The sequence below is a fragment of the Marisediminitalea alba genome (assembly GCF_002993365.1).
Taxonomy (GTDB): domain Bacteria; phylum Pseudomonadota; class Gammaproteobacteria; order Enterobacterales; family Alteromonadaceae; genus Alteromonas; species Alteromonas alba.
Genome location: NZ_PVNP01000049.1, coordinates 1 through 24399, shown reverse-complemented (window position 1 = coordinate 24399; position 24399 = coordinate 1). Strand labels below are relative to the sequence as shown.

At 49.3% G+C, this 24399-nt stretch carries 20 protein-coding genes, 1 tRNA gene and 1 pseudogene; 11 read left to right on the top strand and 11 right to left on the bottom strand.

The window, feature by feature from the left end; translation table 11 throughout:
- Window positions 1-43: 43 nt before the first annotated feature.
- The 3 genes from C6Y40_RS05915 to C6Y40_RS05905 all read left to right on the top strand — a co-directional run bounded on the left by C6Y40_RS05915 (window position 44) and on the right by C6Y40_RS05905 (window position 2083).
- Window positions 44-793, top strand: coding sequence for an alpha/beta fold hydrolase (locus C6Y40_RS05915; RefSeq protein ID WP_170308419.1), 750 nt, complete (start codon window positions 44-46; stop codon window positions 791-793).
- A 70-nt stretch (window positions 794-863) separates the two neighbouring features.
- On the top strand, window positions 864-1148 hold the full coding sequence (locus tag C6Y40_RS05910; RefSeq protein WP_105933794.1) for a hypothetical protein: 285 nt from the start codon (window positions 864-866) through the stop codon (window positions 1146-1148).
- Between the two features lie 167 nt (window positions 1149-1315).
- The gene (locus C6Y40_RS05905; RefSeq protein ID WP_105933793.1) at window positions 1316-2083 is read left to right on the top strand and encodes an AsmA family protein; all 768 of its coding nucleotides are present in this window, start codon (window positions 1316-1318) and stop codon (window positions 2081-2083) included.
- A 62-nt stretch (window positions 2084-2145) separates the two neighbouring features.
- Here the strand turns inward: C6Y40_RS05905 and C6Y40_RS05900 are convergent, their stop codons facing one another.
- The 6 genes from C6Y40_RS05900 to C6Y40_RS05875 all read right to left on the bottom strand — a co-directional run bounded on the left by C6Y40_RS05900 (window position 2146) and on the right by C6Y40_RS05875 (window position 8116).
- A complete protein-coding gene (locus C6Y40_RS05900) occupies window positions 2146-2694 on the bottom strand; it encodes a YaeQ family protein (RefSeq protein ID WP_105933792.1) in 549 nt (182 codons plus the stop codon).
- A 552-nt stretch (window positions 2695-3246) separates the two neighbouring features.
- A tRNA-Leu gene (locus C6Y40_RS05895) sits at window positions 3247-3333 on the bottom strand.
- 63 nt (window positions 3334-3396) lie between these two features.
- Window positions 3397-4104, bottom strand: a complete 708-nt coding sequence (locus tag C6Y40_RS05890; RefSeq protein ID WP_105933791.1) for a 3'-5' exonuclease — start codon at window positions 4102-4104, stop codon at window positions 3397-3399.
- Between the two features lies 1 nt (window position 4105).
- Window positions 4106-5938: a putative nucleotidyltransferase substrate binding domain-containing protein gene (locus C6Y40_RS05885; protein ID WP_105933829.1), complete on the bottom strand. Its 1833-nt coding sequence runs from the start codon at window positions 5936-5938 to the stop codon at window positions 4106-4108.
- 182 nt (window positions 5939-6120) lie between these two features.
- On the bottom strand, window positions 6121-7845 hold the full coding sequence (locus C6Y40_RS05880; RefSeq protein WP_105933790.1) for a sodium:solute symporter family protein: 1725 nt from the start codon (window positions 7843-7845) through the stop codon (window positions 6121-6123).
- 4 nt (window positions 7846-7849) lie between these two features.
- A complete protein-coding gene (locus C6Y40_RS05875; protein ID WP_105933789.1) occupies window positions 7850-8116 on the bottom strand; it encodes a DUF4212 domain-containing protein in 267 nt (88 codons plus the stop codon).
- Window positions 8117-8371: 255 nt separating this feature from the next.
- On the opposite strand from C6Y40_RS05875, the gene C6Y40_RS05870 reads away from it, so the two are divergent.
- From C6Y40_RS05870 to C6Y40_RS05845, 6 genes are all read left to right on the top strand, one after another.
- Complete coding sequence (locus C6Y40_RS05870; protein ID WP_105933788.1) at window positions 8372-11803, top strand: PAS domain-containing hybrid sensor histidine kinase/response regulator; 3432 nt, start codon at window positions 8372-8374, stop codon at window positions 11801-11803.
- A gap of 186 nt (window positions 11804-11989) precedes the next feature.
- A complete protein-coding gene (gene rimK / locus C6Y40_RS05865) occupies window positions 11990-12895 on the top strand; it encodes a 30S ribosomal protein S6--L-glutamate ligase (RefSeq protein WP_105933787.1) in 906 nt (301 codons plus the stop codon).
- Complete coding sequence (locus tag C6Y40_RS05860; protein ID WP_105933786.1) at window positions 12895-13926, top strand: succinylglutamate desuccinylase/aspartoacylase family protein; 1032 nt, start codon at window positions 12895-12897, stop codon at window positions 13924-13926. The genes rimK and C6Y40_RS05860 overlap by 1 nt, the downstream gene beginning before the upstream one ends.
- Window positions 13927-14373 (top strand): ATP-dependent zinc protease family protein, encoded by a 447-nt coding sequence (locus C6Y40_RS05855; protein WP_105933785.1) that lies wholly within the window; start codon window positions 13927-13929, stop codon window positions 14371-14373.
- Between the two features lie 157 nt (window positions 14374-14530).
- Complete coding sequence (locus C6Y40_RS05850; protein ID WP_105933784.1) at window positions 14531-15400, top strand: type 2 periplasmic-binding domain-containing protein; 870 nt, start codon at window positions 14531-14533, stop codon at window positions 15398-15400.
- 8 nt (window positions 15401-15408) lie between these two features.
- A complete protein-coding gene (locus C6Y40_RS05845; protein WP_146129510.1) occupies window positions 15409-16311 on the top strand; it encodes a type 2 periplasmic-binding domain-containing protein in 903 nt (300 codons plus the stop codon).
- Between the two features lie 5 nt (window positions 16312-16316).
- Here the strand turns inward: C6Y40_RS05845 and C6Y40_RS05840 are convergent, their stop codons facing one another.
- Window positions 16317-16970 carry a response regulator transcription factor gene (locus tag C6Y40_RS05840; RefSeq protein WP_105933782.1) on the bottom strand — a complete coding sequence of 218 codons (654 nt, stop codon included), beginning with the start codon at window positions 16968-16970 and terminating at the stop codon, window positions 16317-16319.
- A gap of 11 nt (window positions 16971-16981) precedes the next feature.
- On the bottom strand, window positions 16982-18928 hold the full coding sequence (acs, locus tag C6Y40_RS05835) for an acetate--CoA ligase (protein WP_105933781.1): 1947 nt from the start codon (window positions 18926-18928) through the stop codon (window positions 16982-16984).
- 260 nt (window positions 18929-19188) lie between these two features.
- Between acs and C6Y40_RS05830 the strand changes: the two genes are divergently transcribed.
- On the top strand, window positions 19189-20352 hold the full coding sequence (locus tag C6Y40_RS05830) for a DcaP family trimeric outer membrane transporter (protein WP_105933780.1): 1164 nt from the start codon (window positions 19189-19191) through the stop codon (window positions 20350-20352).
- An 83-nt stretch (window positions 20353-20435) separates the two neighbouring features.
- Here the strand turns inward: C6Y40_RS05830 and C6Y40_RS05825 are convergent, their stop codons facing one another.
- The 3 genes from C6Y40_RS05825 to C6Y40_RS05815 form a co-directional block, all read right to left on the bottom strand.
- Window positions 20436-21602: a Na/Pi symporter gene (locus C6Y40_RS05825; protein ID WP_105933779.1), complete on the bottom strand. Its 1167-nt coding sequence runs from the start codon at window positions 21600-21602 to the stop codon at window positions 20436-20438.
- A gap of 74 nt (window positions 21603-21676) precedes the next feature.
- On the bottom strand, window positions 21677-22729 hold the full coding sequence (locus tag C6Y40_RS05820) for an aldo/keto reductase (RefSeq protein ID WP_105933778.1): 1053 nt from the start codon (window positions 22727-22729) through the stop codon (window positions 21677-21679).
- A 19-nt stretch (window positions 22730-22748) separates the two neighbouring features.
- On the bottom strand, window positions 22749-23777 hold the full coding sequence (locus C6Y40_RS05815; protein ID WP_146129509.1) for a chemotaxis protein: 1029 nt from the start codon (window positions 23775-23777) through the stop codon (window positions 22749-22751).
- Window positions 23778-24104: 327 nt separating this feature from the next.
- Between C6Y40_RS05815 and C6Y40_RS05810 the strand changes: the two are divergent.
- Window positions 24105-24399: pseudogene (locus C6Y40_RS05810) on the top strand (IS4 family transposase); the annotation flags it as partial.

Sequence of the window (24399 nt, the reverse complement as noted above, 5' to 3'; positions counted from 1 at the left end):
GCCCGCTAACATGCTGTTTTTTACCTTTATCAACAGGCCTGTTATGCACAAAATCATTCACCTTTGCTTACTCCTTATTCTGCTGTTATCAGCCAGACCCGTGCTTGCCACGGTGGTTGTGTTTGAGGCCGGTTTTGGCCAAACAGCACAAAGCTGGGCGCCGCTGTTAAAACATCTTCCAGCCGACTATAAAGTAATAACCTATACCCGCCCGAGTATTGCGCAAGCAAATGCAAAACCCACCAGCATTGCCGAGGACGTGCAGTATCTGATTAGCCAGCTTAAGCCTTTTCAGGGTGAGCAGATCGTTCTAGTGGGCCATTCTTATGGCGGGCTGATTGTTTCGCAGGTCGCCGAGCTTACGCCCGAGTTAATCCACGGTGTGGTATTACTCGAGCCTACCGTACTCAGCCAGCGACGCCAGTTTAAAGCCATTGATAGCCAGCGTATTGCCGCAGATGACGAGCTGATGCAGCAGTACCTGCCTGCTCACCTATTGGCCCAGTATCAATTACTGAGTCAACAACTCGACGATGCCGCTATCGACACCTATCCACTGCCCGAAGATTTACCCGTCGCTTTGTTTACCTCCACCAGACGCGCAGCAGACCCCTTGTTTTTTGAAGAAACCGAGCAAGGCAAACAGCAGTGGCTTGCCTTGCATCAGGCACTGATTTCAAATTCAGAACAGGCCTGGCATATCCGCTCAAAACAATTTGGCCATCAACCCCATAAAGACCAACCAGCTCTGGTGGCACAAGCAATTACCGAACTGTTATCGCACAAAAATTAACCTGAGCCATGCACAACGGAGACAGAGTTTGTTAATCTGCCAACAGGTTCCCCCGGATAAGGAAATACTTATGGCAAAGACCAAATTGATCATGCTGGCAGTGGCAGTATTGTTGCTTACTGGTTGTGCTGACCAAATGACCTTTGAGCAAGCACAGCAGGCCGATAAAGTGGGCTTTTTACACGGTTTATGGCACGGGCTAATCATTATCTTTTCCTGGCTCGCCTCATTGATTTTCGATGATGTAGCAATCTATGCCATTTACAACAATGGTGGTTGGTATGATTTCGGTTTTGTGCTTGGTGTAGGCGGTCTTAGCTTTAGCTCCGGTTTATTTAACAGCTCAGAATCCTAAACAGGTAATTTGCGACTTAGCGGTTGTCGACTCGTTGCGAAATGATACTTTTTAAGCGGTTTACCGTAGTTATTAAACAGCAGTGCAGGGATTTCATCGCGAGCATTGTTTGCCGTTGCGTATTTTGTAGTAGGATGCGTATAACTCATTAGATAAAGGGAAGCGTAATGAAAAAAGTTCTTATCATTTTATTGGTAGTGATTGCCGCCGTTGTGGGTGGCGTGGTGTATCTCGCCAGCGGTGCCAATGAATTTATCCGCTCGCAGATAGAAACCCAGGGAACCAAGTATTTAGACACCCCGGTGAGCGTGGCTTCGGTAGATTTGTCTTTCAGTGAAGGCCGCCTGACCATAAACGATATCGACGTGGAAAACCCGGATGGTTTTAGCGATGAAGACGCCCTCAGCCTCACCGGTATCACCCTGGACTTAGGCGGTTCTACCGAAGAGCCTTACCGTATTCAGGAAGTCACCGTTGACGGTCCGGAAATCCTGTATGAGCTGGATAGCAAAGGCCAGGGCAATCTGGTAGTGCTTAAGAACAACCTGACCGCCAATCTGCCTGAAGGCGGCAATGAGCAGCCCGCTGATCCTTCATCTCCGAGTCCGAAACTGATTGTCGATCAGGTTACCGTTAGCAACGCTAAACTGGTGCTGAATTTTGAAAACCTCGACACCGGGGAATTTGAGATTGATAAAAAGGCTTATGAAGTTACCCTGCCCACCTTTAACGCCGGTTCAATTGGTAAGCCCGACGGTTTGCCGGCTGACCAGGTGGGTGCTGCTATTGTGCAACAAATGCTGGATAACGCTATTAAACAGGCAAAAGCCGAAGCGAAAAAAGTGGTAGCCGATAAAGCCAAAGAAAAACTTGAGGAAGAAAAAGACAAGTTAATGGAAAAAGGCAAAGACAAACTTAACGGTCTGTTCAACTAGCCGTTCTCCTGCTACCGAACAATACACGACGGACGTTCCAGACGTCCGTCGCTTACCGCCTGCTACATGTGCTGTTCAATAGCCACTTCAACACTTTCCGTGACATCCGGCCCTTCGATAGTCAGCCACATCTGACCGTCCTGTACAGTAACCTGAATTTGCATTGAGCGTTGCACGACGTTTTCCAGCGTGGAAGCCAGTTCTTCAGGCACCGTAAACACCGAGAGATTCTTGCGGGTTTGCAGCTTGTTTTGTTCCTTTTTCCACCAGGCATCAAAGCTGTTGTCGGCGTAGGAGTAAATCAGCATCTGCTGGCTTTGATTACAGCCTTTCTTAATACGTTGTTCTGAGGGTTGGCCTAATTCAATCCACAGCTCAATCTCATCACTGAAGTTCTTTTGCCACAGGTCCGGTTCATCATCATCGGATAATCCCTTAGTGAACTGCAGTCGCTCATGCGCGTTCACGATGAACGCAATAATTCGCAGCATCATACGCGCATCATTTTCAGACGGATGCCGGGCAATGGTCAGGTTATGGTCGTTGTAATAGTTGCGGTCCATATCGGTGATCGACAGGTCTGCTTTAAAAATGGTTGCTTTAAGTGCCATGGTGATCCTGAATAGTGAACAATGAGAACGGCAGATGGCGCAAAAATTAATGTCGCCGGATAACGTGGCGCTATATTAGCAGCAATTCTGCCAGGGCGTACGCTACGCAGATTAAAATTTACTGAAATCGCGTTTAATTACGCACTGCTTCGCGTACAGAGGAACGACGAAAATCTGTGATTTTCGGCTGGGTAATGAGTGACCGTTATGCCAGTGGCATAACGCAGCACGAAGAACGACACGCCCGGATGGCGTGGCTGGACGGTGCTACAGGGATGTAATACACATATGAACTGTTAGCGGGAGCTTTATTAATTAAACAGTCACCAACAGGTCTTGTCCTGCTAGTTTTATAAATCGGGAGTTTGATTTTTTGAGAGTCTTTCGAGGAATGGTGCCCAGGGGTGGGTGAAGCCGTACATTTTATGCGAAGCACTGCTTCGCGTACGGATGAACGACGAAAATCTGTGATTTTCGGCTGGATTAGTCCGCCGATCTGATAAACGTTTGGATTTGCTTACGAATAGAGAATTTAAAACGTCTTTCGAGGAATGGTGCCCAGGGGCGGACTTGAACCGCCACGACCGTGAGGTCACTAGCACCTGAAGCTAGCGTGTCTACCAATTTCACCACCTGGGCCTTTGCGTTTAGCTCGTTGCTCAACGCGGGCGGAAAGATACGCTCTTGGGCTAATCTTGTCAATCACTTATTCGAACTTTTTCCTAAATTTTTGCATCCGACTGCCTGAGTGTGGGCAATATCCTGCAAACTCATCTTGCCGCTGGGGTCCATGCTGTAATATTGCGCAAACCAGAGCTGCAAAGTGGCCATCGCATCATCAAGGGCGTTGTGCGCGGGCGCCAGCGGTAAATTTAATCGCTGCCGACAAACAGTCAGGGTAGCGCTGTTAGGCGGCAGTACGTCGTGCTGTTTTTGCAACTGATACACCGCCAGCTTCAACGTATCAATGGTAATCACCTCTGGCAGATACATATCGTTAGCGGCCAGCACTTTATCCAGTACAGCTAAGTCCAGCCCGGCGTTATGAAATACCCAGACATGGGTTTGCGCATACGGCACCAGTTGCTCAAGCGCCTCTTTAATATGTGCTCCCCGGGCAATTTCATCAGCTGTCAGGCCATGGATAACCGGGCTTTGTTCCAAATCGCCGGATGCCCTGACCACCGCATAATAGCAATTGCTCAGATCGATACTGCCCGCTTTCCCTTCAGTCCAGCCAATCGACGTTATCTTGGCTTTCTGTGGGTCCAGCGAGGTCAGTTCCAGATCCACCGCCAGCAAGGGGACATCCCTGAGCATTTGGTGTTTACGACTCTCTGGTAGCGCTGCTCCGCCGCTCAGCCACTGCTGTATGCGCCGCCAGATTGGAGGCTGTTGTGGTGTCGACATATCAGGACATTCCACCAGAGAACTTCATAACAGCGGCCTGTTGGGCTCGCTCTATGGCTTGAAAAGCCGCCTTAAGCTGGTGTTTTTCAATCGACGACAAGTCGCTCACAGACACCAGATTATTGGTCACTTTATTATGTAGCTGATGACGCCAGCGCAGGCGGTTTAAGAACAACCAGATATCCCGCAGGTTATCTGCATCGCGGCTCGATAGTCCGGCGCCGGCCGGCAGCGCGGCAAGCCGCCCCAGGGTGGACGGCATGGTCAGGCCGTTTGCCAGCGCATAAAGCCGCACCAGGTTATTAATAATGGCAATAGCCCTCACCTTCAGGTCTATGGCATCTTTAACGGTGTGACCTTTTTCATAGGTAAACTTCTTAAACATCGACAGGGGCACCGAGGCATCATTGGCCTGACGTGCCAGCGCGGCCAAAAACATAGGCTGCTTCAATAAAGGCGCCCGGGCCATCTGCATTTTTCTGAATAAATCCACATCACCGGCTGCCGCCCGGGCATCCAGGAAAATATTAAAATACATTATGGCTTTATTGGTTGGCTGAGCTACCCAGCCTTTAGCCTCATTTACCGCAGCATCGAGCGATAGCCTGAGATCCGGGTTACTGGCCATGATATTACCCGGGCACAGTTTTATCCCACACTTACCAAGCCCTTTACATACATACTCTGCCATACCGGCAAAATACTCGGCTTCCTCCTGATTGGGCTCGCGCTCCAGTAATAAGCCGTTGTCCTGATCTGACCCCATGGTCTGGTCTTCCCGGGCCTGTGAGCCATAGACTATCCACGCATAATCAAGTGGAGCCGGGCCGTGTTGCTGCTGATAATAACTAATCAGCTTGCGGGTCATGATATCGGTGGCCTGTGCCAGTACTTTACCGGCAATATCAAAGTCGCCGGGCCGTTTGGCATGGGTAGCAAAGTAATGGGGCATTTGCCAGGACAGACGGGTAAGTTCGTACAGATTTTCGGCCTTGGACAGCTCGCCTATAATAAACAGCACATTACCTTTTTGATGCCGTATTACATCGGATGCGGTGACCATCCCCATCGGCTCCCGAGTAGTGCGATCGACAACCGGAAGATGGTGGATGTTACGCTCCGTCATCAGCGCCATGGCATCAAACATAGTGCGGTTCTGAATAATCATGGCCGGTTTTTCTGTCATGATAGATTTGACCGGCAGACCAACATCCAGGCCGGTGGCTACTACCCTGTTACGTAAATCACGGTCGGTCACTATGCCAGCCAGTTTGTCATTTTCGGTGATCAGCAACGACGACACATTACTCTCTGACATCACCTCGGCAGCTTGCTGTACAGACAGATTCACATCTACTTTTACCGGTGCACGCTCAATCACTTCAGACAGGGCTTTATACAGCCACATGGAGTTTGAGTCCTGCACCGCCTGATTTTGCAGGGCCTCACTTTTGGTGCCCAGGAAGAAGTTGGCGATTTCCGGCATTTCCAGGGATTTTTTAAACGCGGCCTCGCTAAACGAATACACCAGCCCCGGCGAGTCGACTTCTACTTCCAACGGGTAGGTCACACCATCAATCAGGGCATGAAAACCAAAGTAATCGCCTTCACTTAAGTGGCGCTGGGGTCCGTCACTGTCTTTCACCGAGAACTGGCCGCTTTGAATAAGAAACAGACGACCGGCATTTTCCTTGAGTAGCGTTTCCTGGCTTTCCTTAGCCAGGTAGATAAGCCGCGCTTTTTGCGCCAGCTCTTCGCGCAATTCATTTTTCAACTGGTCAAACGGTGCTGACGTTTTCAGAAAATCGATAACTTGCTGTGGCGTGCTACTCATAAGCTGTCCCCGGTCGCGTTTTTCTCTTTTAGTAGATACAGCATAGCGGGTTTTAGCCAGTAACAAACTGTGCCAGATCAACCCTGTTTATGCCTGAATTGCCTGCTTAAAAAGCAACTCAGGGATAAATAAAGAAGGCCCACCACAAGGTGAGCCTTTTCTTAATTAAATGTTAGTCAATCTTAGTGAGCCGAAGCTTCACCCGCACCTTTCGGGAAGCGGATACTTTCAACCATTTCCTGGATTTCCTGAGGTGCTTCATCAGTCATCTTGAACACGCCGTAAGCTACTGCGAAGTTCACCAGCATACCCAGGGTACCGATACCCTCAGGTGAAATGCCGAACCACCAGTTAGCAGGTACGTTAGCCGCCGGGTTCACAAACTTGAAGTAGATGATATAGGCGGCGGTAAACGCGATACCCGAGACCATACCTGCCACAGCACCTTTATCATTCATACGCTTGCTAAAGATACCCATAATGATGGCAGGGAAGAAGCTCGAGGCCGCGAGACCGAACGCGAAGGCGACCACCTGCGCTACGAATCCTGGCGGGTTAATACCAAAGTAACCGGCAATAACAATCGCCACACCGGCTGCCAGTCGGGCATAGCCCAGCTCAGCTTTATCGGAGATGTTTGGCGCAAAGTTTCGTTTCAGTAAGTCGTGCGATACCGAGGTAGAGATTACCAGCAGCAGACCCGCTGAAGTAGACAGTGCCGCGGCTACACCACCAGCTGCCACCAGCGCGATTACCCAGGCCGGCAGATTGGCGATTTCAGGGTTAGCCAGCACCATGATGTCACGGTCAACTTTCACTTCGTTAGCGCTGTTAGGGTCGGTAATGCTACCCGCTGCATAGTACATGTTGCCATCACCATTCTTATCGTTAAATTCGATAAGGCCGGTTTTTTCCCAGTTCTTAATCCAGGTAGGCGCTTCAGCGTAAGGCGTACCCGCCAGATCCGGACCATTGATGGTTTCAATCATATTTACGCGGCCAAATGAAGCCAGTGCCGGTGCAGTGGTATATAGGATAGCGATGAAGACCAGCGCCCAACCCGCACTCTTACGTGCATCACGAACTTTAGGTACAGTGAAGAAACGTACGATTACATGAGGCAGACCCGCAGTACCTACCATCAGTGCGAAGGTAATAAAGAATACGTCAATGGTGCTCTTCGTTCCGGTGGTATACTCAGCAAATCCAAGTGCCAGTGAAATCTGGTCCAGTTTCTCCAGCATGTACATCCCGGACCCGTCAGCCAGCGTTGCACCGAAGGCAGTTTGTGGCAGAATGTGACCAGTCACCATTACAGAAATAAATACACAAGGTACTAAGTAAGCAAAAATCAATACGCAGTACTGGGCAACCTGAGTGTAGGTGATGCCTTTCATACCACCCAGTACAGTGTAGAAGAATACAATTGCCATACCGATAACCACACCGGTAACAATATCAACTTCAAGGAAGCGGCTGAATACTACGCCAACACCACGCATCTGACCGGCAACATAAGTAAAGCTTACGAAGATGGCACAGAATACCGCCACAGTACGTGCGGTCTGTGAGTAGTAGCGATCACCAATGAAATCCGGTACAGTAAATTTACCGAACTTACGTAAGTAGGGCGCAAGACATAACGCCAGCAGTACATAACCACCAGTCCAGCCCATCAGGTAAACAGCGCCGTCGTAACCCATAAAGGAAATCAGACCGGCCATAGAGATAAATGATGCGGCTGACATCCAGTCCGCTGCGGTTGCCATACCGTTAAGGACAGGTGGAACACCACCGCCGGCAACATAGAAGTCGTTGGTTGAACCAGCGCGGGCCCAAATCGCGATTGCGATATACAGGGCAAACGAGGCGCCAACGATGATAAAGGTTAATAATTGTACATCCATTGGATTACTCCTCGTCTACGCCGTATTTTTTGTCTAATGCATTCATTTTGGCCATATACACAAAAATGAGTACCACAAACACGTATATTGCACCTTGCTGTGCAAACCAGAATCCCAGCTTAAAGCCAAAGAATTGGATTTCGTTTAGCACGTCTACTAAAAGAATGCCGCAGCCAAAAGACACGACAAACCAGACTACTAACAATTTGGCGAGGATGGAGAGGTTCTCCTTCCAATACGCCGTTTTGTCGTCATCACTTTTAAATGCCATCTTTCCGTCCTCATCAACAGGTTAATTCGATGTTCTATTTTTACATTTTCCTAACGGAGAGCTTCTCAGGCGACTTTAGCGCTTGCCCTGGCAATCCCAAACCGCCAAAATCGCCTAAAAACCGCATTATTAGGAGCTTCGGATATACTCTAGACGGGCCTGTCAATTCAAGAAATGAGACCATGGTCGTAGGTAAGGTCTTAGGGGGTTGGTTATAATGCAGTCAGATTTGTTAAAAACCTGTTAGGACAAGGCATGACGTTCGGTTGGGTTTCGCTCGCACTCGTTTATTTATTTTTATTATTCTATATCGCCAGCTGGGGAGATAAGAATTCTCCCACTGCCAGATGGATAACCTCACACCCGGTGATCTACTCGCTGGCACTGGCCATTTACTGTACCGCCTGGACCTTTTTTGGCGCGGTAGGCCAGGCATCGCGCGATACCTGGATATATTTACCTATTTTACTTGGGCCTGTATTGGTTTACGTGCTCGGCTACCGGTTTATTTATAAACTGACACTGGTCAGCAAAAAGCAGCATATCAACACTATTGCTGACTTTATTGCGTCCCGGTATGGCAAACGTCAGGCGGTTGCCCTGTTGGTGACCATCATCGCTTTGATGGCTACCATTCCGTACATAGCGCTGCAATTAAAAGCCATAGGTGCCACCTTTAAACTGTTAACCAATCAGCCTAACAGCCAGTTTATTATTGTCCTGGCCACCGCCTTTATTGCCCTGTTTGCCATTTATTTTGGGACTAAGCAAACCGACGTTACCGAATACCGCCGCGGCTTAATTCTGGCCATTTCCTTTGAATCTTCAATTAAACTGTTAGCGCTGGTTCTTGTAGCCATCGTCGGCTATCAGGCGTGGTACGAGCAGGAAACCAGGCCAATCCTGGAAGATTTTCTCACCACTGAAGCACTGTCTCAGTTTTCCTCTTTTACCTTTTTTGCACAGGTGATCATGGCCGCCGCTGCGGTGATTTGTTTGCCCCGTCAGTTTCACGTGGCCATTGTTGATAACCTGAGCCTGAATCACCTTAAAACAGCGCGCTGGTTGTTCCCGCTATATCTGGCAATCACCGCCGCGGTGATCCCGATTATAGCCATGGCCGGGCAATCGGTTTTTGCTGATAACCCCATTGAGCCGGATACCTACGTGTTATCACTGGCCATTTTTTCGGAGTCTTTTTTACTGCAGGTGATTGTGTTTGTTGGCGGATTGTCGGCCGCCACAGCGATGATCATCGTAGCCACACTAACACTCAGTACTATGCTGACTAACGACGTAGTGCTGCCGCGCTTACTGGCAGTAAAGCAACATTCCTCTGCTTACGGTGACTATGGTAAACGTATTCGGCTCATCCGACGGGTAATTATTGGCATTATTCTGCTACTGGCCTTTTTGTACCACCAGCAAATGACCGGTAGCCGCTCGTTACATTCGATTGGTTTGATTGCCTTTTCACTGGTTATTCAGCTTATGCCTGCGGTAATTGGTGGTCTGTACTGGAAACGCGGCCACGCCCACGGTGTATACGCAGGCCTGGTAGTAGGGTTAATAACATGGGTATTGTGGCTGGTGCTTCCCATCGTCAACAACTCCACTACAGACTTTGAGCAAAGCGAGTTACTTAGCCAGGGCGCGATTATCAGTCTGATTGCCAATGGCATGGCCTATGTCTTGTTTTCCTGGTTTGCACCAGCCCGACTGATAGACCGAATCCAGGCTGAAGCCTTCGTCTCACCTGCCGAGGTACGCAATACGCCGCTCAAAAATCAAAGCGTGAATGTTACCATTGCCGACCTTATCACGCTGCTCTCCACCTTTATGGGTACCGGGCGCTGTAAACAACTCGTCAATGAATATCAGCAGTTACACCACACCACCGTTGAAAGCTCTCAGGTGCCGGATGACGCGTTTATGGCATTTTGTGAAAGAGCGCTCGGCGGTGTTATCGGCGCTTCCAGTGCTAAGGCACTAATCGACAGTGTCCTGCGTGGTAAGAAGCTCGACTTTACCGAAGTTATTAACTTCTTCGACGATACCACTCAGGCCATGCAGTTTAACATGACCGCCCTGCTGACCTCGCTGGAGAATATGGATCAGGGCATCAGCGTTATTGATAAACACCTTAACCTGGTGGCCTGGAATAAACAGTACGCAACACTGTATACCTATCCGGAAGATTTTTTAGTGGTGGGCATGCCGATAGAAAAGCTCATTCGCTATAACGCCGAACGGGGCGAGTTCGGGGTTAATGATATTGAAGGCGAAATCGAGAAACGCCTGGAACATTTGCGCTCCGGTACGCCTCACCGGTTCACCCGCCAACGCAGCGACGGCCGGGTTATTGAGATGGTTGGTAACCCGCTTCCTGGTGGTGGCTTCGTAACCAGCTTTAATGACATTACCGGGCATGTGGAAATCCAGCAGGCGCTGGAAGAGTCCAATATCGACCTTGAGCTACGTATTAAAAAACGCACGGAAGAAGTACACTCGATTAACGCCGAGTTACGCCTCGAGATCGAGCGCCGACGCGGCGTAGAAAAGGAGCTTATCCGCGCCCGTAAACAGGCCGAAGATGCCAATGCCAGTAAAACCCGCTTTCTGGCGCTGGCCAGTCACGATGTATTGCAGCCACTGAACGCCGCCAAGCTTTATGTGTCTGCATTGCAGGAAGCCAGACTACCAGAGGCAGTGAATAACATCGTCAACAAACTCAATCACTCGGTAACCTCCAGTGAAGCGCTGATAGCCACCCTGCTGGATATCTCCCGTTTGGACCAGGGCGAACTCAAGCCCAACCCGGAGCCGGTAAATATCAAGGATTTGTGCGATCCCATCGTGGATGAATTATCCATGCGCGCCAGAGATAAAGGCCTCACCCTGCGCACCCGTTTACTGGACTGCTGGGTATACGCCGACAAAACGTTCTTGTACCGAATTATCCAGAACCTGCTGTCTAATGCCGTGAAATACACAAATTCGGGTAAAGTACTACTTTCAACCCGTAAGCGCGACGGGAAGTTGCTGATTGAAATTCGTGATACCGGCATTGGTATTTCCAAGGAGCAACAGGCGTTAATCTTTAGCGACTTCTATCGCACCAATGAAAGCTCCGAGCATGGCATAGGGCTGGGTTTGGGTGTAGTAAGGCGCTTAAGCCAGCAGATGCAGTGTAAGGTAAAAGTGGAATCTGAAGTGGGTCGGGGAAGCTGCTTCTCGCTAAGCTTCCCTATAACCCAGCCTCTGATCTCAAAGCATACGTCGCTGGCCAACCCCACCGCGTCCTTCCGCGGTTTACGGGTTTTGTGTGTAGACGACCAGCAGGAAAATCTCGACGCACTGCAAACCCTGTTAGAAAAATGGGGTGTCAGTACAGTGCTTGCGGATAACTGGGACGATGCTATCACTCAGGCCGATATTTTCTCGCCGCAAATTTTGCTGATGGATTACCAGCTTGGCAACGATCAGAATGGTCTGGACTTAATTGACGCTATTCGCCAGCATCTCGATATTGTACTGCCTGCCTCACTGGTTACCGCCACTCACGATGAGGATGTGGTGACCCGCTGTAAGGAACAAGGAGTGAATTATCTGAGCAAACCCATTAAACCCGCCAAGCTGCGCGCTTTGCTGAAAAGTATGACCCGGTATATTAAATCTGCCCACTAATTGTGGGCAGCATCTCCCCGTGACAATGGCCCTTTTTTAGGCGTATGCTATAAACAATACGGTAGACGGTGAGTCTTGTTATTACTCAATATTTATCACCGTCACGACAAATTTTATTTACTTTACAATACTCTCACACAAGGCAAAGTATGCCGTTTTTTGCCGCAACCAGAATTAGGCTGAACCATGCGAATTGCAATACTATCCCGAAATCCCCGCCTTTACTCTACCCGCCGCCTCAAAGAGGCTGCAGAGCAGCGCGGACACGCCGTGGATATCATAGACACCATGCACTGCTATATGGACATTACCAGCAGCGATCCGTCGGTTCGCTATAAAGGTGAGAGACTACCTGACTATGATGCGGTTATTCCGCGCATTGGGGCATCGGTGACCTTTTATGGCACCTCGGTGGTACGTCAGTTTGAAATGATGGGCACATACAGCATCAACGAGTCAGTAGCCATCAGCCGTTCCCGGGATAAACTTCGCTCCTTACAGCTTTTATCCCGTAAAGGGATTGGCATGCCCCGTACCGGCTTCGCCCATCATCCGGATAAAGTCGACGACGTAATTAAAAACGTTGGCGGCGCACCGGTGGTTATAAAATTACTTGAGGGAACCCAGGGGATCGGGGTAGTGCTGGCTGAAACTCAAAAAACTGCCGAGGCAATGATCGAAGCCTTTATGGGTCTTAATGCCAGCATTCTGGTTCAGGAATATATTAAAGAAGCTGGTGGTGCCGATATTCGTTGTTTCGTTGTTGGTGGCAAAGTGATTGCCGCAATGAAACGCCAGGCAGCGCCGGGCGAGTTTCGTTCTAATCTGCACCGTGGTGGCTCAGCCAGCCTGGTGCGTTTATCACCAGCAGAGCGAAAAACCGCTATCAACGCAGCGAAAACCATGGGCTTAAACTGTTGTGGTGTCGATATTTTGCGCTCTTCACGCGGACCAGTGGTTATGGAAGTAAACTCCTCCCCTGGTTTGGAAGGTATTGAAAAAGCGACCAGTAAAGATGTGGCCAGCATGATTATTCAGTTTATCGAAACGTCAGCAAAGCCACACAAAACGAAAACGAAAGGAAAAGGCTGATGGCCACCAAAGGGCTTGTGATTGGCGGTGAAACCATACTGGCTGGTGAAACGAAGAAAATCGCCCTGGATATGCCGCCTCTTTATACTGCTACCAGTATGAGTATTCCGGTGTATGTGAAGCGCGGTAAGCGTGCAGGCCCTACGTTATTCGTGAGTGCGGCAATCCACGGTGATGAGCTGAACGGCATTGAAATTATTGCCCGTCTCATTAAATCCCGGGCCATCGACAGGTTAAAGGGCACGCTCATCGCCGTTCCAACCGTTAACGTTTACGGCGTGCTTAACCAGTCACGGTATTTACCGGACCGGCGCGATCTCAACCGCAGCTTTCCGGGCAGTCGAAAAGGCAGCCTGGCCGGGCGTTTGGCGCATTTGTTTTTTAATGAGGTGGTCAGTAAGTGCGATGTCGGCATCGACCTGCATACCGGTGCGATTCACCGCAGTAATTTACCGCAAATCCGCGCAGACCTCGACGACGAGGAAGTCCTCGCAATGGCGCAGGCCTTTGGAGTACCTGTGCTACTGAACGCCGATATCCGTGATGGTTCCTTACGTGCTACAGCCAGTGAAGCCGGCATCAAAATTCTGTTGTACGAAGCCGGGCAGGCCCTACGTTACGACGAGTTTTCCATTCGGGCCGGGGTAAAAGGCATTATCAACACCATGCGTCATCTGGGTATGCTCAATAAAAGCCGCGCCAAAGGCGTGCCGATTAAACCCTATATCGCCCGCTCCAGCGGCTGGGTTCGGGCGCCTGAAAGCGGTTTTATTAACCACCTGGCGCAGCTGGGCGATCATGTAGAAAAAGGCGATAAACTGGCCACGATAGCCGATTCTTACGGCCAGTTTCTGGGCACTCTCACCAGCCCCGCAGAGGGAGTAGTAATTGGAAAACAAAATATCCCGTTAACCCAGGAAGGCGAGGCGATCTATCACATCGCCTATTTTAAAACACCAGATACTGTTGCAGAGCAGGTGGGAATGCTGCAAGACGATCTGGTACCTAATGACACTACGGTGGCCTTGTAAATGAGCAAATCCAGTAAAACCAAACAAATGATTGGCGCCCTTGAATATGGCAGTATGCCAGAACTGGGGATCAGTAACTTAGTCATGCGGGTGGATACCGGCGCCGCAACGTCATCGCTGCACGTAGACAATATCGAAGAATTCGAGCGCGACAACGAACGTTGGATTCGCTTTGATATTCACCCGGATATTCACGACGTTGCCCGCAAGGTACGCTGCGAAAGTAAGGTGCTCAGCCAGAAGAAAATTAAAAGCTCCACCGCAGACCGGCAGCGGCGCTATGTCATAAACACGCGCCTGCAGATGGGTACCCGGTCATGGAAAATTAAACTGACACTGACTGACCGTTCAGAAATGACTTATCTGATGCTGTTGGGCAGGCAGGCTATGGTAGGAAAATTTTATGTGGATCCGGAGTACGAGTTTATCCTGCCGGCACAGTCATAACCCTCCAACAATACGCCAGCCCTTACGGTACCGAACCGATAGCATACTTCTTCAGCCGGTTCTTACTTTTCAAGCGGTATTTCGCTACAACCAACTGTGCAGGATCAGACACCATCACCTATACTCTAACGGTTATCAATAGGGAATTGCGCTGCTCATGTATAAAATGGCGTTATTTATTATCGCTCTGATGGGTGTTTATCCTGCAGTGGTTCGTGCCATGGAAATCGTTCGTATACCAACCTTTACCGTTCAGGACCCAATCATTGAATACCTTAATAACCAGTTAGAGCTGGCTCTTGCTATAACTGAAGAGGACTTTGGCCAGGTCAGGCTCGTGCATTTGAAAATTCCAATGGAAGAAGAACGCCAGTTACGAAATCTCAACCAAAATATCACGGATATTGCCTGGGCCACCTGTTCGCTAGCACGTAATGAAAACTATCAGCCTGTGCTTATCCCGCAAATTGCAGGCCTTTTTGGCATTCGCGTTAGCGTTATTCGTGAAGGTGACCAGCGGTTATTGGAAATCAATGATATCGACACTCTGAAGGAGCTTATTGTAGTGCAGTCTCCAAAATGGCAAGACTATGACATATTGGTAAATAACGGTTTTACTGTTCTGCCCTCAGATCGCTTTTCTGCCTACCGTGCAATTCAAGAAGGCCTGGCTGATTTTTACCCCAGAGGTATAGCAGAAGTTACCGGCGAAATGCAGGCGACAAATACAGAAGGTCTGGCTATAGCACCTCAACACGTCTTACGCTATCCACTACTGTATTTGGTTTATGTAAAAAAAAGCAATATGGCGCTGGCTGAAAGACTCACCCAGGGTTTTCAGCATAATCTGGAAAGCGGTGTATTTCAGACCCTCATGCAATCCCAGCCATGGTTCAAAAGAGCGAAATCCATGCTGCTGGGAAGAACGGTTATTGACCTTGAGAATGAAGATTCCCTGGGCGAGTGCCTGCAAGTTCAGGATCAACATAAATCATTACTGCAGGCGCCCTATACTACTAATGATTAGTCAGTAGCATGAGAACACGTCCACGGATAAGGTTAATCATTGCAACCATGCTCGCCGGCTGGTTATGTCTCACGTCTGCCAACGGTCTGGCACAACCTACCGCTTTTGGTGAAGTAAGCGAAATTAATATTCCCACTTATCAGCCAGGTACGGGTGAATTTTATTTTTACATCAAAACCTTACTGAGTCTGGCCCTGGCACAAACTGATAACCAGTATGGCCCTGTAATACTAGTACCTGACGCCCGGGTGGTTTCTCAGGAACAACAGTTTGAAGAGTTAACCCTCGGGCTGACCGACATCACCTGGTCAATTACCACAATAAAAAGGGAGCAGCAGCACATTGCAGTGCGGGTGCCTTTAACCGCTGGCTTATTTGGTTATCGGGTGATGCTGGTACGAGAAAAAGACGAGCGCTTTGCGATGCCGCTTTCTATTACCGCCCTCAAGGCACTTACTGCAATACAGGGAACCGGCTGGCCGGACAACAGTATACTGACTTATAACGGTTTTCAGTTAATAACAGACAGCTATGATGAAACCTTTAAGAGGCTCAGTGACGGCAGTGCAGATTACTTTCCACGAGCTGCTCATGAGGTTTTTGAAGAACTGGCGATGCGTGCATCCGGGGACCTGGTTATTGCCAGCCACCTCACCCTGCAATACGATAACCCGATGTTTTTCTTTGTCTCTAAGCGCAAACCCGAGCTCGCCCGCCGGTTAGAAAAAGGGTTAGCAATTCTCGCCGCCAATGGCGACTTGTCCCGCCTGCTTACCTCCCAGCATTTCTATATCAGAGCGCGTAACCTGCTCGCAGGCAGAACGCTTATCAGTCTGGAGAACCCACTACTGTCCGATGCCACCAAAGCAGCGACAGCACGCTTCGACAGCCCGCTTGAGCACTTATTTTAAAACAACTATTTGCCTGATGTGGCCGGCGGTTCCAGTTCCAGCTGTGAAGCAATCAGAACCGCCTGGGTGCGGTTGTTGATTCCCAGCTTCTTAAAGATTGCCGTAACGTGAGCTTTTACTGTGGCTTCAGCGATATCGAGGTTATAGCCGATTTGCTTGTTAAGCAGCCCATCACGCATGTAACAAAGCACTTTGTATTGAGAAGGTGTAAGGCTTGACATTTTATCCGCCAGTTCTGAGAACTCTTCGTCGACATCTTCGATTTTTTCGCTGATTGACTCAGGCAGCCAGATGTCGCCGTCGAGGATCACCTCCACCGCTTTGGCAATGTTATCGGCACTGGTGGTTTTAGGAATAAAACCGAGCGCACCCACGCCCACAATTTTAGAGATGATGGTCGCATCTTCAGTGCCAGAAACCACCGCTACAGGTAAGTCGGGATAGAGTTTACGGATATGTAATAAGCCAAACAAATCGTTACTGCCCGGCATATGTAAATCAAGTAATAACAAGTCGACATCCTCTTTTTCGAGAATGTCGGCAGTGGCAGTAAGGTCGCCAGCCTCGAGGATAGTGAGGTCTGGCAACGACAATGACAACGCTCCCTTTAGCGCATCGCGGTATAAAGGGTGATCGTCGGCAATCAGCAGCGTTATCATTGTTACTCCGTTTACTTGTTAAGACGCTCCTCTATGAGTGTATCAACAACCGACGGATCCGCCAACGTTGACGTGTCGCCTAATTGCTCATGCTCATTAGCTGCAATCTTACGCAGGATACGACGCATAATTTTACCTGAACGGGTTTTCGGCAGACCACGCGACCATTGGATCATATCCGGTGTTGCGATTGGGCTCAGTTCGGTACGTACCCAGGCACGGATTTCTTTAGTCAGCTCGTCGTCAGGCTCCACGCCTTCATTCGGTGTGATGTACACGTAGATGCCCTGACCTTTAATATCGTGCGGATAACCCACTACCGCAGCTTCTGCCACTTTAGGGTGAGCAACCAGCGCACTTTCGATTTCTGCAGTACCTAAACGGTGGCCAGATACATTGAGTACATCATCTACGCGGCCAGTGATCCAGTAGTAACCATCTTCATCACGACGGGCACCGTCACCGGTAAAGTAAACGCCTTTATAAGCACTGAAGTAGGTATTAATGAAACGCTCGTGGTCGCCATAGACTGTGCGGGCCTGGCTAGGCCAGCTTTCTTTAATCACCAGGTTACCTTCGCTGGCGCCGTCCAGCTCTTTACCTTCTGCGTCGAACAGCGCTGGTTGAATACCGAACATCGGGCGTGAAGCAGAACCCGGCTTAAGTGGTGTTGCACCAGGCAGCGGCGTGATCATCATACCGCCGGTCTCGGTTTGCCACCAGGTATCCATAATAGGACAACGGCTTTCACCGATAACGCGGTAGTACCATTCCCAGGCTTCCGGGTTGATTGGCTCACCTACCGAACCTAACAGACGCAGAGAAGACAGATCGCAGCCTTCCACCGGCGCATCACCGTGGGCCATCAGCGCACGGATAGCAGTAGGCGCAGTATACAGAGAGTTTACTTTGTACTTTTCAACAACCTGAGCAATACGACGTACATCCGGATAAGTGGGTACACCTTCAAAGAATACCTGCGTAGCACCGTTAATCAGCGGGCCGTAGGTCATGTAGCTGTGACCGGTGATCCAACCCACATCGGCGGTACACCAGTAAATATCATCTTCGCGATAATCGAAGGCATATTTAAAGGTCATTGCCGTATATAGCAGGTAACCGCCGGTAGTGTGAACCACACCTTTAGGGGTACCGGTAGATCCTGAGGTATACAGAATAAACAGCGGATCTTCTGCGTTCATCACTTCTGGCTCGCACTGCGCAGAGCAGTCTTCTACCAGCGAGTCCCACCACACATCAACGCTGTCATCAAAGGCAACATCACCGCCCGTTAACTTATGCACGATAACGTTTGTGATAGAAGGACAGGCATCATTGGCCAGCGCGCGGTCAACGTTTGCTTTAAGCGGTACACTGCGACCGGCACGACGGCCTTCGTCACAGGTAATTACTACCTTGGCACTGCTGTCGTTAATACGGTCGGCAATAGCGTTTGGCGAGAAACCACCAAAAATGACTGAGTGCACAGCACCAATGCGCGCACACGCCAGCATGGCGTACGCTGCCTGCGGCACCATCGGCATGTAAATAGCAACGCGGTCGCCTTTTTCGACGCCCAGCTTTTTCAGGCCGTTGGCCAGCTTACAGACTTCATAATGAAGCTGTTGGAAACTAATTTCATCACTGTCTTCAGGCGAGTCGCCTTCCCAGAAAATGGCAGTTTTCTTTGCGTTTTCAGCCAGGTGACGATCAATACAGTTATAACTGGCATTGATCTCACCATCTTCGAACCATTTAATTGAGACGTCATCGGCGCCGAAGTGAGTATTTTTTACTTTTGTAGGCTTGGTATACCAATCCAGCGTGCTGGCATGTTCGCCCCAGAACCCTTCAGGATCTTCAACCGACTTCTTGTACATCTCGAAGTATTGCTCTTCAGTCAGGTGTGTAGATGCTTTGATGTCCTCTGGAACCGGGTATATCTTGCTGGCAGTCATTTGATGTGCCTCCAATTTTTTAATAAAAAGCAGTGATATTGTTGATAGATCAATGTAGCCGTTCCTGACCAAAGAAAAATGCGACTTTGGTCTTATCGAATGCGAAAATTCTATTTACTTACCATGTGTTACGACTTTCGTCTTATAGACCATCCGCTTATTTGCAATTGGTCTAAACTCATCCAAATTATTATTCGTTAACTGTATTTTTACACTTTTTTTACCAATCATCCAATTCCTGGACAAATGGGACGAGAAACATGAAAACCACTATGAAAACAATTACCCGCGCAGTAACACTGGCAGTAGCTGGCTTTGGTATGGCATCCGCCAACGCCGCTACCATCGGCTCAACAGACGTTAAATACACCGGTTACATCAAAGTAGATGGCATCTACAGTGATTACTCCAACGGTGAAGGTCATCCTCTGAACCGGGATTTTTATGTACCTTCCACTATTGCTGTTGGCGCCTCTGATGATGATATTGGCGGCCGCTTTGACGGCCAAGCAAGGCAGTCTCGCTTTCGTCTGACCACCAATACACCGGTAGATGGCGGTGACAGCATCACAGGTGTGCTGGAACTTGATTTCATGATAACCAAAGGCGACTACGACAACGAGCGGATTTCTAACTCTTATCTGCCTCGTATGCGTCACGCTTTCTTAAAATACAAAAACTGGTTAGTGGGCCAAACCTGGACCACCTTTATGGACGTGGGTGCGTTACCGGAGTCTCTGGACTTTATCGGTACCACCGATGGGATTACCTTCGGTCGTCAGGTAATGGTGCGTTATTCACAAAACGGTTTTGATTTTGCTCTGGAAAACCCGGAAACCACCGTAGTAGGTGTGGGTGCGACAGACGACAACTCAGTACCAGACGTGATTGGTGCCTACACGCATAAAGCTGACTGGGGTCACGTGAAAGTAGCCGGTATCTTACGCCAGTTATCTTATGAGGTTGGCGGTATTGATGCCTCGGATACCGGTATGGGTGTATCTATTACCTCAAAGGTAAAGTTAAGTGATACCGACGACCTGCGTTTCACTTTCTTCACAGGTAGTGGCCTTGGCCGTTATGCTGCACTGAATGCCGCGCAGGGTGCCGTGTACAACGAAGAAACCGGCAGCCTGGACGCCATTGATTCAACTGGTTACGGTGTGGCTTATCGCCACATGTGGACCGACAAAGCCCGCACCAGCATCATGTTTTCGGCCTTCGATGCCGACGCTGAGCAAGTCACTGAAGTCACCATGGTTGATTACACCGACAAAACCTACAGTGCCCGCGTAAACTACATTTATTCGATGACTAAAACCGTTACGGTGGGTGCTGAATATGCTTACGCTAAGCGTGAAACCGATGCAGGTCTTGAAGGTGATATGAGCCGCGTGCAATTTTCTGCGAAGTACGCTTTTTAAGACTACACTTTAAAAGGCAGCGTGTGCGCGCTGCCCGTTGTGTTCGGTTGTTCCCAAGTTGGCCACATTGATTGTGGCCTTTTTTATGGCAGCTTAAATCCCGACAACAATAAAAAGCCGAAAGGCATCGCAAAAAAGACTCCCAGAATATACACCAGACCCAATACTTTTTGTTTGGCGACCCTGTCAGCCAGCACTCCAGACAACAGCGGCGGGATTTCCCGTAACCACGGTAGGCCAAAAATCAACAGCACTGCCAGCAGGTTATAAACAAAATGCACCAGCGCGATTTGCAGAGCAGGTTCTGCCATAAGGCCCCCTACCCCGAGCGCGGCAATAATCGCGGTAATGCAGGTACCGATATTCGCGCCCAGCGTAAAAGGATATATATCTCTGGCGGTAAGTACGCCACTGCCGACTAACGGCACCATAAGCGACGTAGTGGTTGACGAAGACTGCACCAGTACGGTTACCGCCGTGCCAGACGCAATACCAGAAACCGGCCCTCGGCCGATACTGCTGTACAGCAAAGCCTTGGCCTTGCCGACCATCAGCGCTTTCATTATTTTGCCGAGATAAGTAATGGAGAGGATAATCAGAATTATGCCTGCTGCTATCATCAGCGCCCCAGCAAAGCCTGAAGATAAGCCCGATAGCATCGACTCCAGTTGCTTGCTTACCGGCGAGGTGACCGCTTTAATAGGATTAAACCCACCAACCTCCAGCACCTCGTCGCTGTGCATCCAACTCACTAATACGCCACTGATATTCTCAAGCAGGTTGAACATGATTTCCAATGGCAGGAAGAGCAGTACCGCCATTAGATTAAAAATGTCATGAATCGTCGCGGCCTGAAAAGCTTTGCGGTATTCATCAGCATTTTTTATATGCCCCATACTCACAATGGTATTGGTAATACTGGTGCCAACATTGGCCCCCATCATCATCGGCACCGCCAGGGTTATGGGAAGGCCACCGGCCACCATCGCCACAATAATCGAGGTGACTGTGCTGGATGACTGAATTAAAGCGGTGGCGAGAATACCGATGATAAGTCCAGTAACCGGGTTTTCAGCAAACTCAAAGAGTGACTCTGCATGGCCGGCGGTCATCGCCTGAAAACCATTGCCAATTACCGATACGGCAACCAGCATGAGGTATATAAGCCCTAGTAAGACCACCCACTGATGGCGGTTTGGTTGAGGTGCAGCGCCCGCCTGGCTGCCTAATGGAAGTGATGATGTGGACATAAACCGAAGGTGGAAAGTAAACCAACCTTCAGTCTATGGACGTTACATGACAAATCGATGAAGGGGTAAACGCCCTAGAACGGTATAGGGTAGCGCTTGATTACCTGGTTGATTTGTCTCTTGATGTCTTCTGACAGGTCTATTTCAAAGGCTTCAATATTCTCTTTCAACTGTGCCACACTGGTTGCGCCAATAATGGTAGATGTCACGCCGGGGACCTGTTTACACCACGCCAGCGCCAGTTGTGCGGGGGTAATTTTAGCGCGCTCTGCTATTTCCATATAGCGCGCCGTTGCCTCGTGTGCTTCGGTGGTATTTCTGAATAACCCCTGACGCTGCACAAAGGTCCAGCGACTGCCTTTAGGTCGTTCATCATTCTGGTATTTACCGGTCAGCAATCCGGTTGCCAGTGGCGACCAGGGCAGATAAGCAATGTTTTCAAACACACAGGTCTCAATCAGATAAGGCCAGTCTTTTAGATGTAACAGACTGAACTCATTCTGGATGGAAACTGGCTTAGGCACACCCATCTCCTGACACAGATTTAAAAATGTATGGATCCCCCAGGGCGTATCATCAGAAAGCCCCCAGTGGCGGATTTTGCCGGCATCAATAGCTTCACCAATACCTTTGACAATATCGCGCATGCCTTCGCGCTCGTGCTCCACATCGGTATCCTGTGGGTTAGTACGCCACGGCCAGTGTTTGGCAAAATGTGGCGAGGTACGGTTTGGCCAGTGCAACTGATACACATCAACGTAGTCGGTTTGCAGCCGCCGCAGAGAGTCATCCAGTGCCATAGCAATGGTGTTACTGCTAATAGGACTGGCGTCACGAATATAAGCCAGACCACTGCCGGCAATCTTGGTCATTAACACCAGCTTTTCACGCTTATCCTGGTTAGCTGCCAGCCAGTTTCCTATGAAGCGCTCAGTATCAGCGTAGGTCGCTTCGTTCGGCGGAATAGGGTACATTTCGGCGGTATCGATAAGGTTAATACCGTAATCGACCGCGTAATCCAGCTGGTCGTTCGCATCCTGCTGGGTATTCTGGATACCGAAAGTCATGGTACCCAGGCAAATTTCCGATACCTGTAAATCACTGCTACCTAGTTGATTAAATTGCATCTCTGCCCTCTTAAAAATGTTATGGCGCAATCTCCGCGGGCTTTGAGTCAGTCGCTTCTAACTTAGCCAGTCGCCGCTCAATTTGCCGGCGGCTTTCAACCATTTCATTGGCCAGTGCAGCCAGCGAGCGAAACTCCGAAAATCCCAGTTGCTTTGGGTCTATACGTTGATATTGCCGTTTACAGCGGTAAAAAAACAGTACGAAGTTAGCAAAAGACCGGTGAAAGGTGGCAAAACTTTTGACCAGTAACAAGATTAGTGCGACTGACGTCAGTACAGCAATAACCGTACTGAACACTGTAGCCTGTTCTTTGTGTGATACCAGCACTGGCTGTAAGGCGTTATCCAGCGCTTTAAGATCCTCTTCAACCCGATGGGCTTGTTGGCGAAACTGACCGCGCAGGCCCTGCTGTTCGGTAAGGCCGATTTGCTGCTTCACCTTAGCCAGGCGATTCACCTGCTGGCGAAAATCAATCAGCAGACGTTCTACTTCCACAGGTAACGATTGACTGCTAAGTATGACTGACAGCGTTTGTCTGAGCGCTTCCAGCGTTTCCTCATCGGCGATAAGCTGATAGTCGGCGGCCAGATAAGTGGTTCGGCCCAGCAAATTTACCAGGGCTGGCGTGAGTCCTTCAGCCCGGGCATTTAACGCCGAGGAAAGCTGGCGCAGTTCACCGTTGATGCCGGTATCTGCGGTAAGGCCGTATACTTCCATCAACTGAGTCAATTTATAAAAATGACGCGCGTAAAGTTCGCTATTTACGGCGATATCACTGACCAGGCTAGCGGGTAATTTGTATTGGCCAATGACTTGATCGAGGCTGTTAACCGTGGCGATAAAACGTTGGTATTGCTCACGAAACCGCTCGATGTAGCGACGGTCATGGCGCAGTAAAAAATCTTTTTCGTGACGCCTTAACTGCAGTAAGTCAGTTTGCATTTGCTGTAACGCTACATTCTGTTCGTTCAGCGCACTTAACTTCTGACCAAAATAGTGCTGGTTAATGGTCATTAACACCATGCCCAGCACACATAAAGTTGTCATAAGGAGTAACCGGGACTTAATTGAATCCCATTTCATCGCTTTACCTCGCTGGCAAATAAAGCCCGACGCTACGATAACTTTGTGACGTTTACATGAAGAATTACTTGGAGAATTGCGCCTATCGTAAAATCACCTTAGCTAACGTATGACAACTGAAAAGGATAGCTATGAAAACGCTCCAGAACGCAGTGAGTTTCAGGCTATTTGAATATGACTTTAATACTGAGCTATCCCCACGAATAGTAAAATAAAGTCAAAGAGTTAGGGAACATTCATGGCATTTGGTGATCAGATCTTTCGCCAAAAAAAACCAACACAGAAAACACCATGAATGCACGCTCTATATTGAACAATCTTGTCTCTTTTGTCAGCCATAAAATGCATAAAACCCGCAAACAGGCCGTTGTCGCCTGTGTGCGAAGCTTGATTGAGAGCGGTTCGGCCACTGTGACCAGTATGGGGCGCGGTATCCGTTCCAATGCCTATGAGAAACACCGTATTAAGCGGGCTGACCGGCTGTTATCTAATGGTCACCTCCAGCGTGAAGTACCGTTTATCTATGCAATGATTTGCCGGTTATTTTGTACCTGTAAACATCCTGTCATTGCCGTTGACTGGTCAG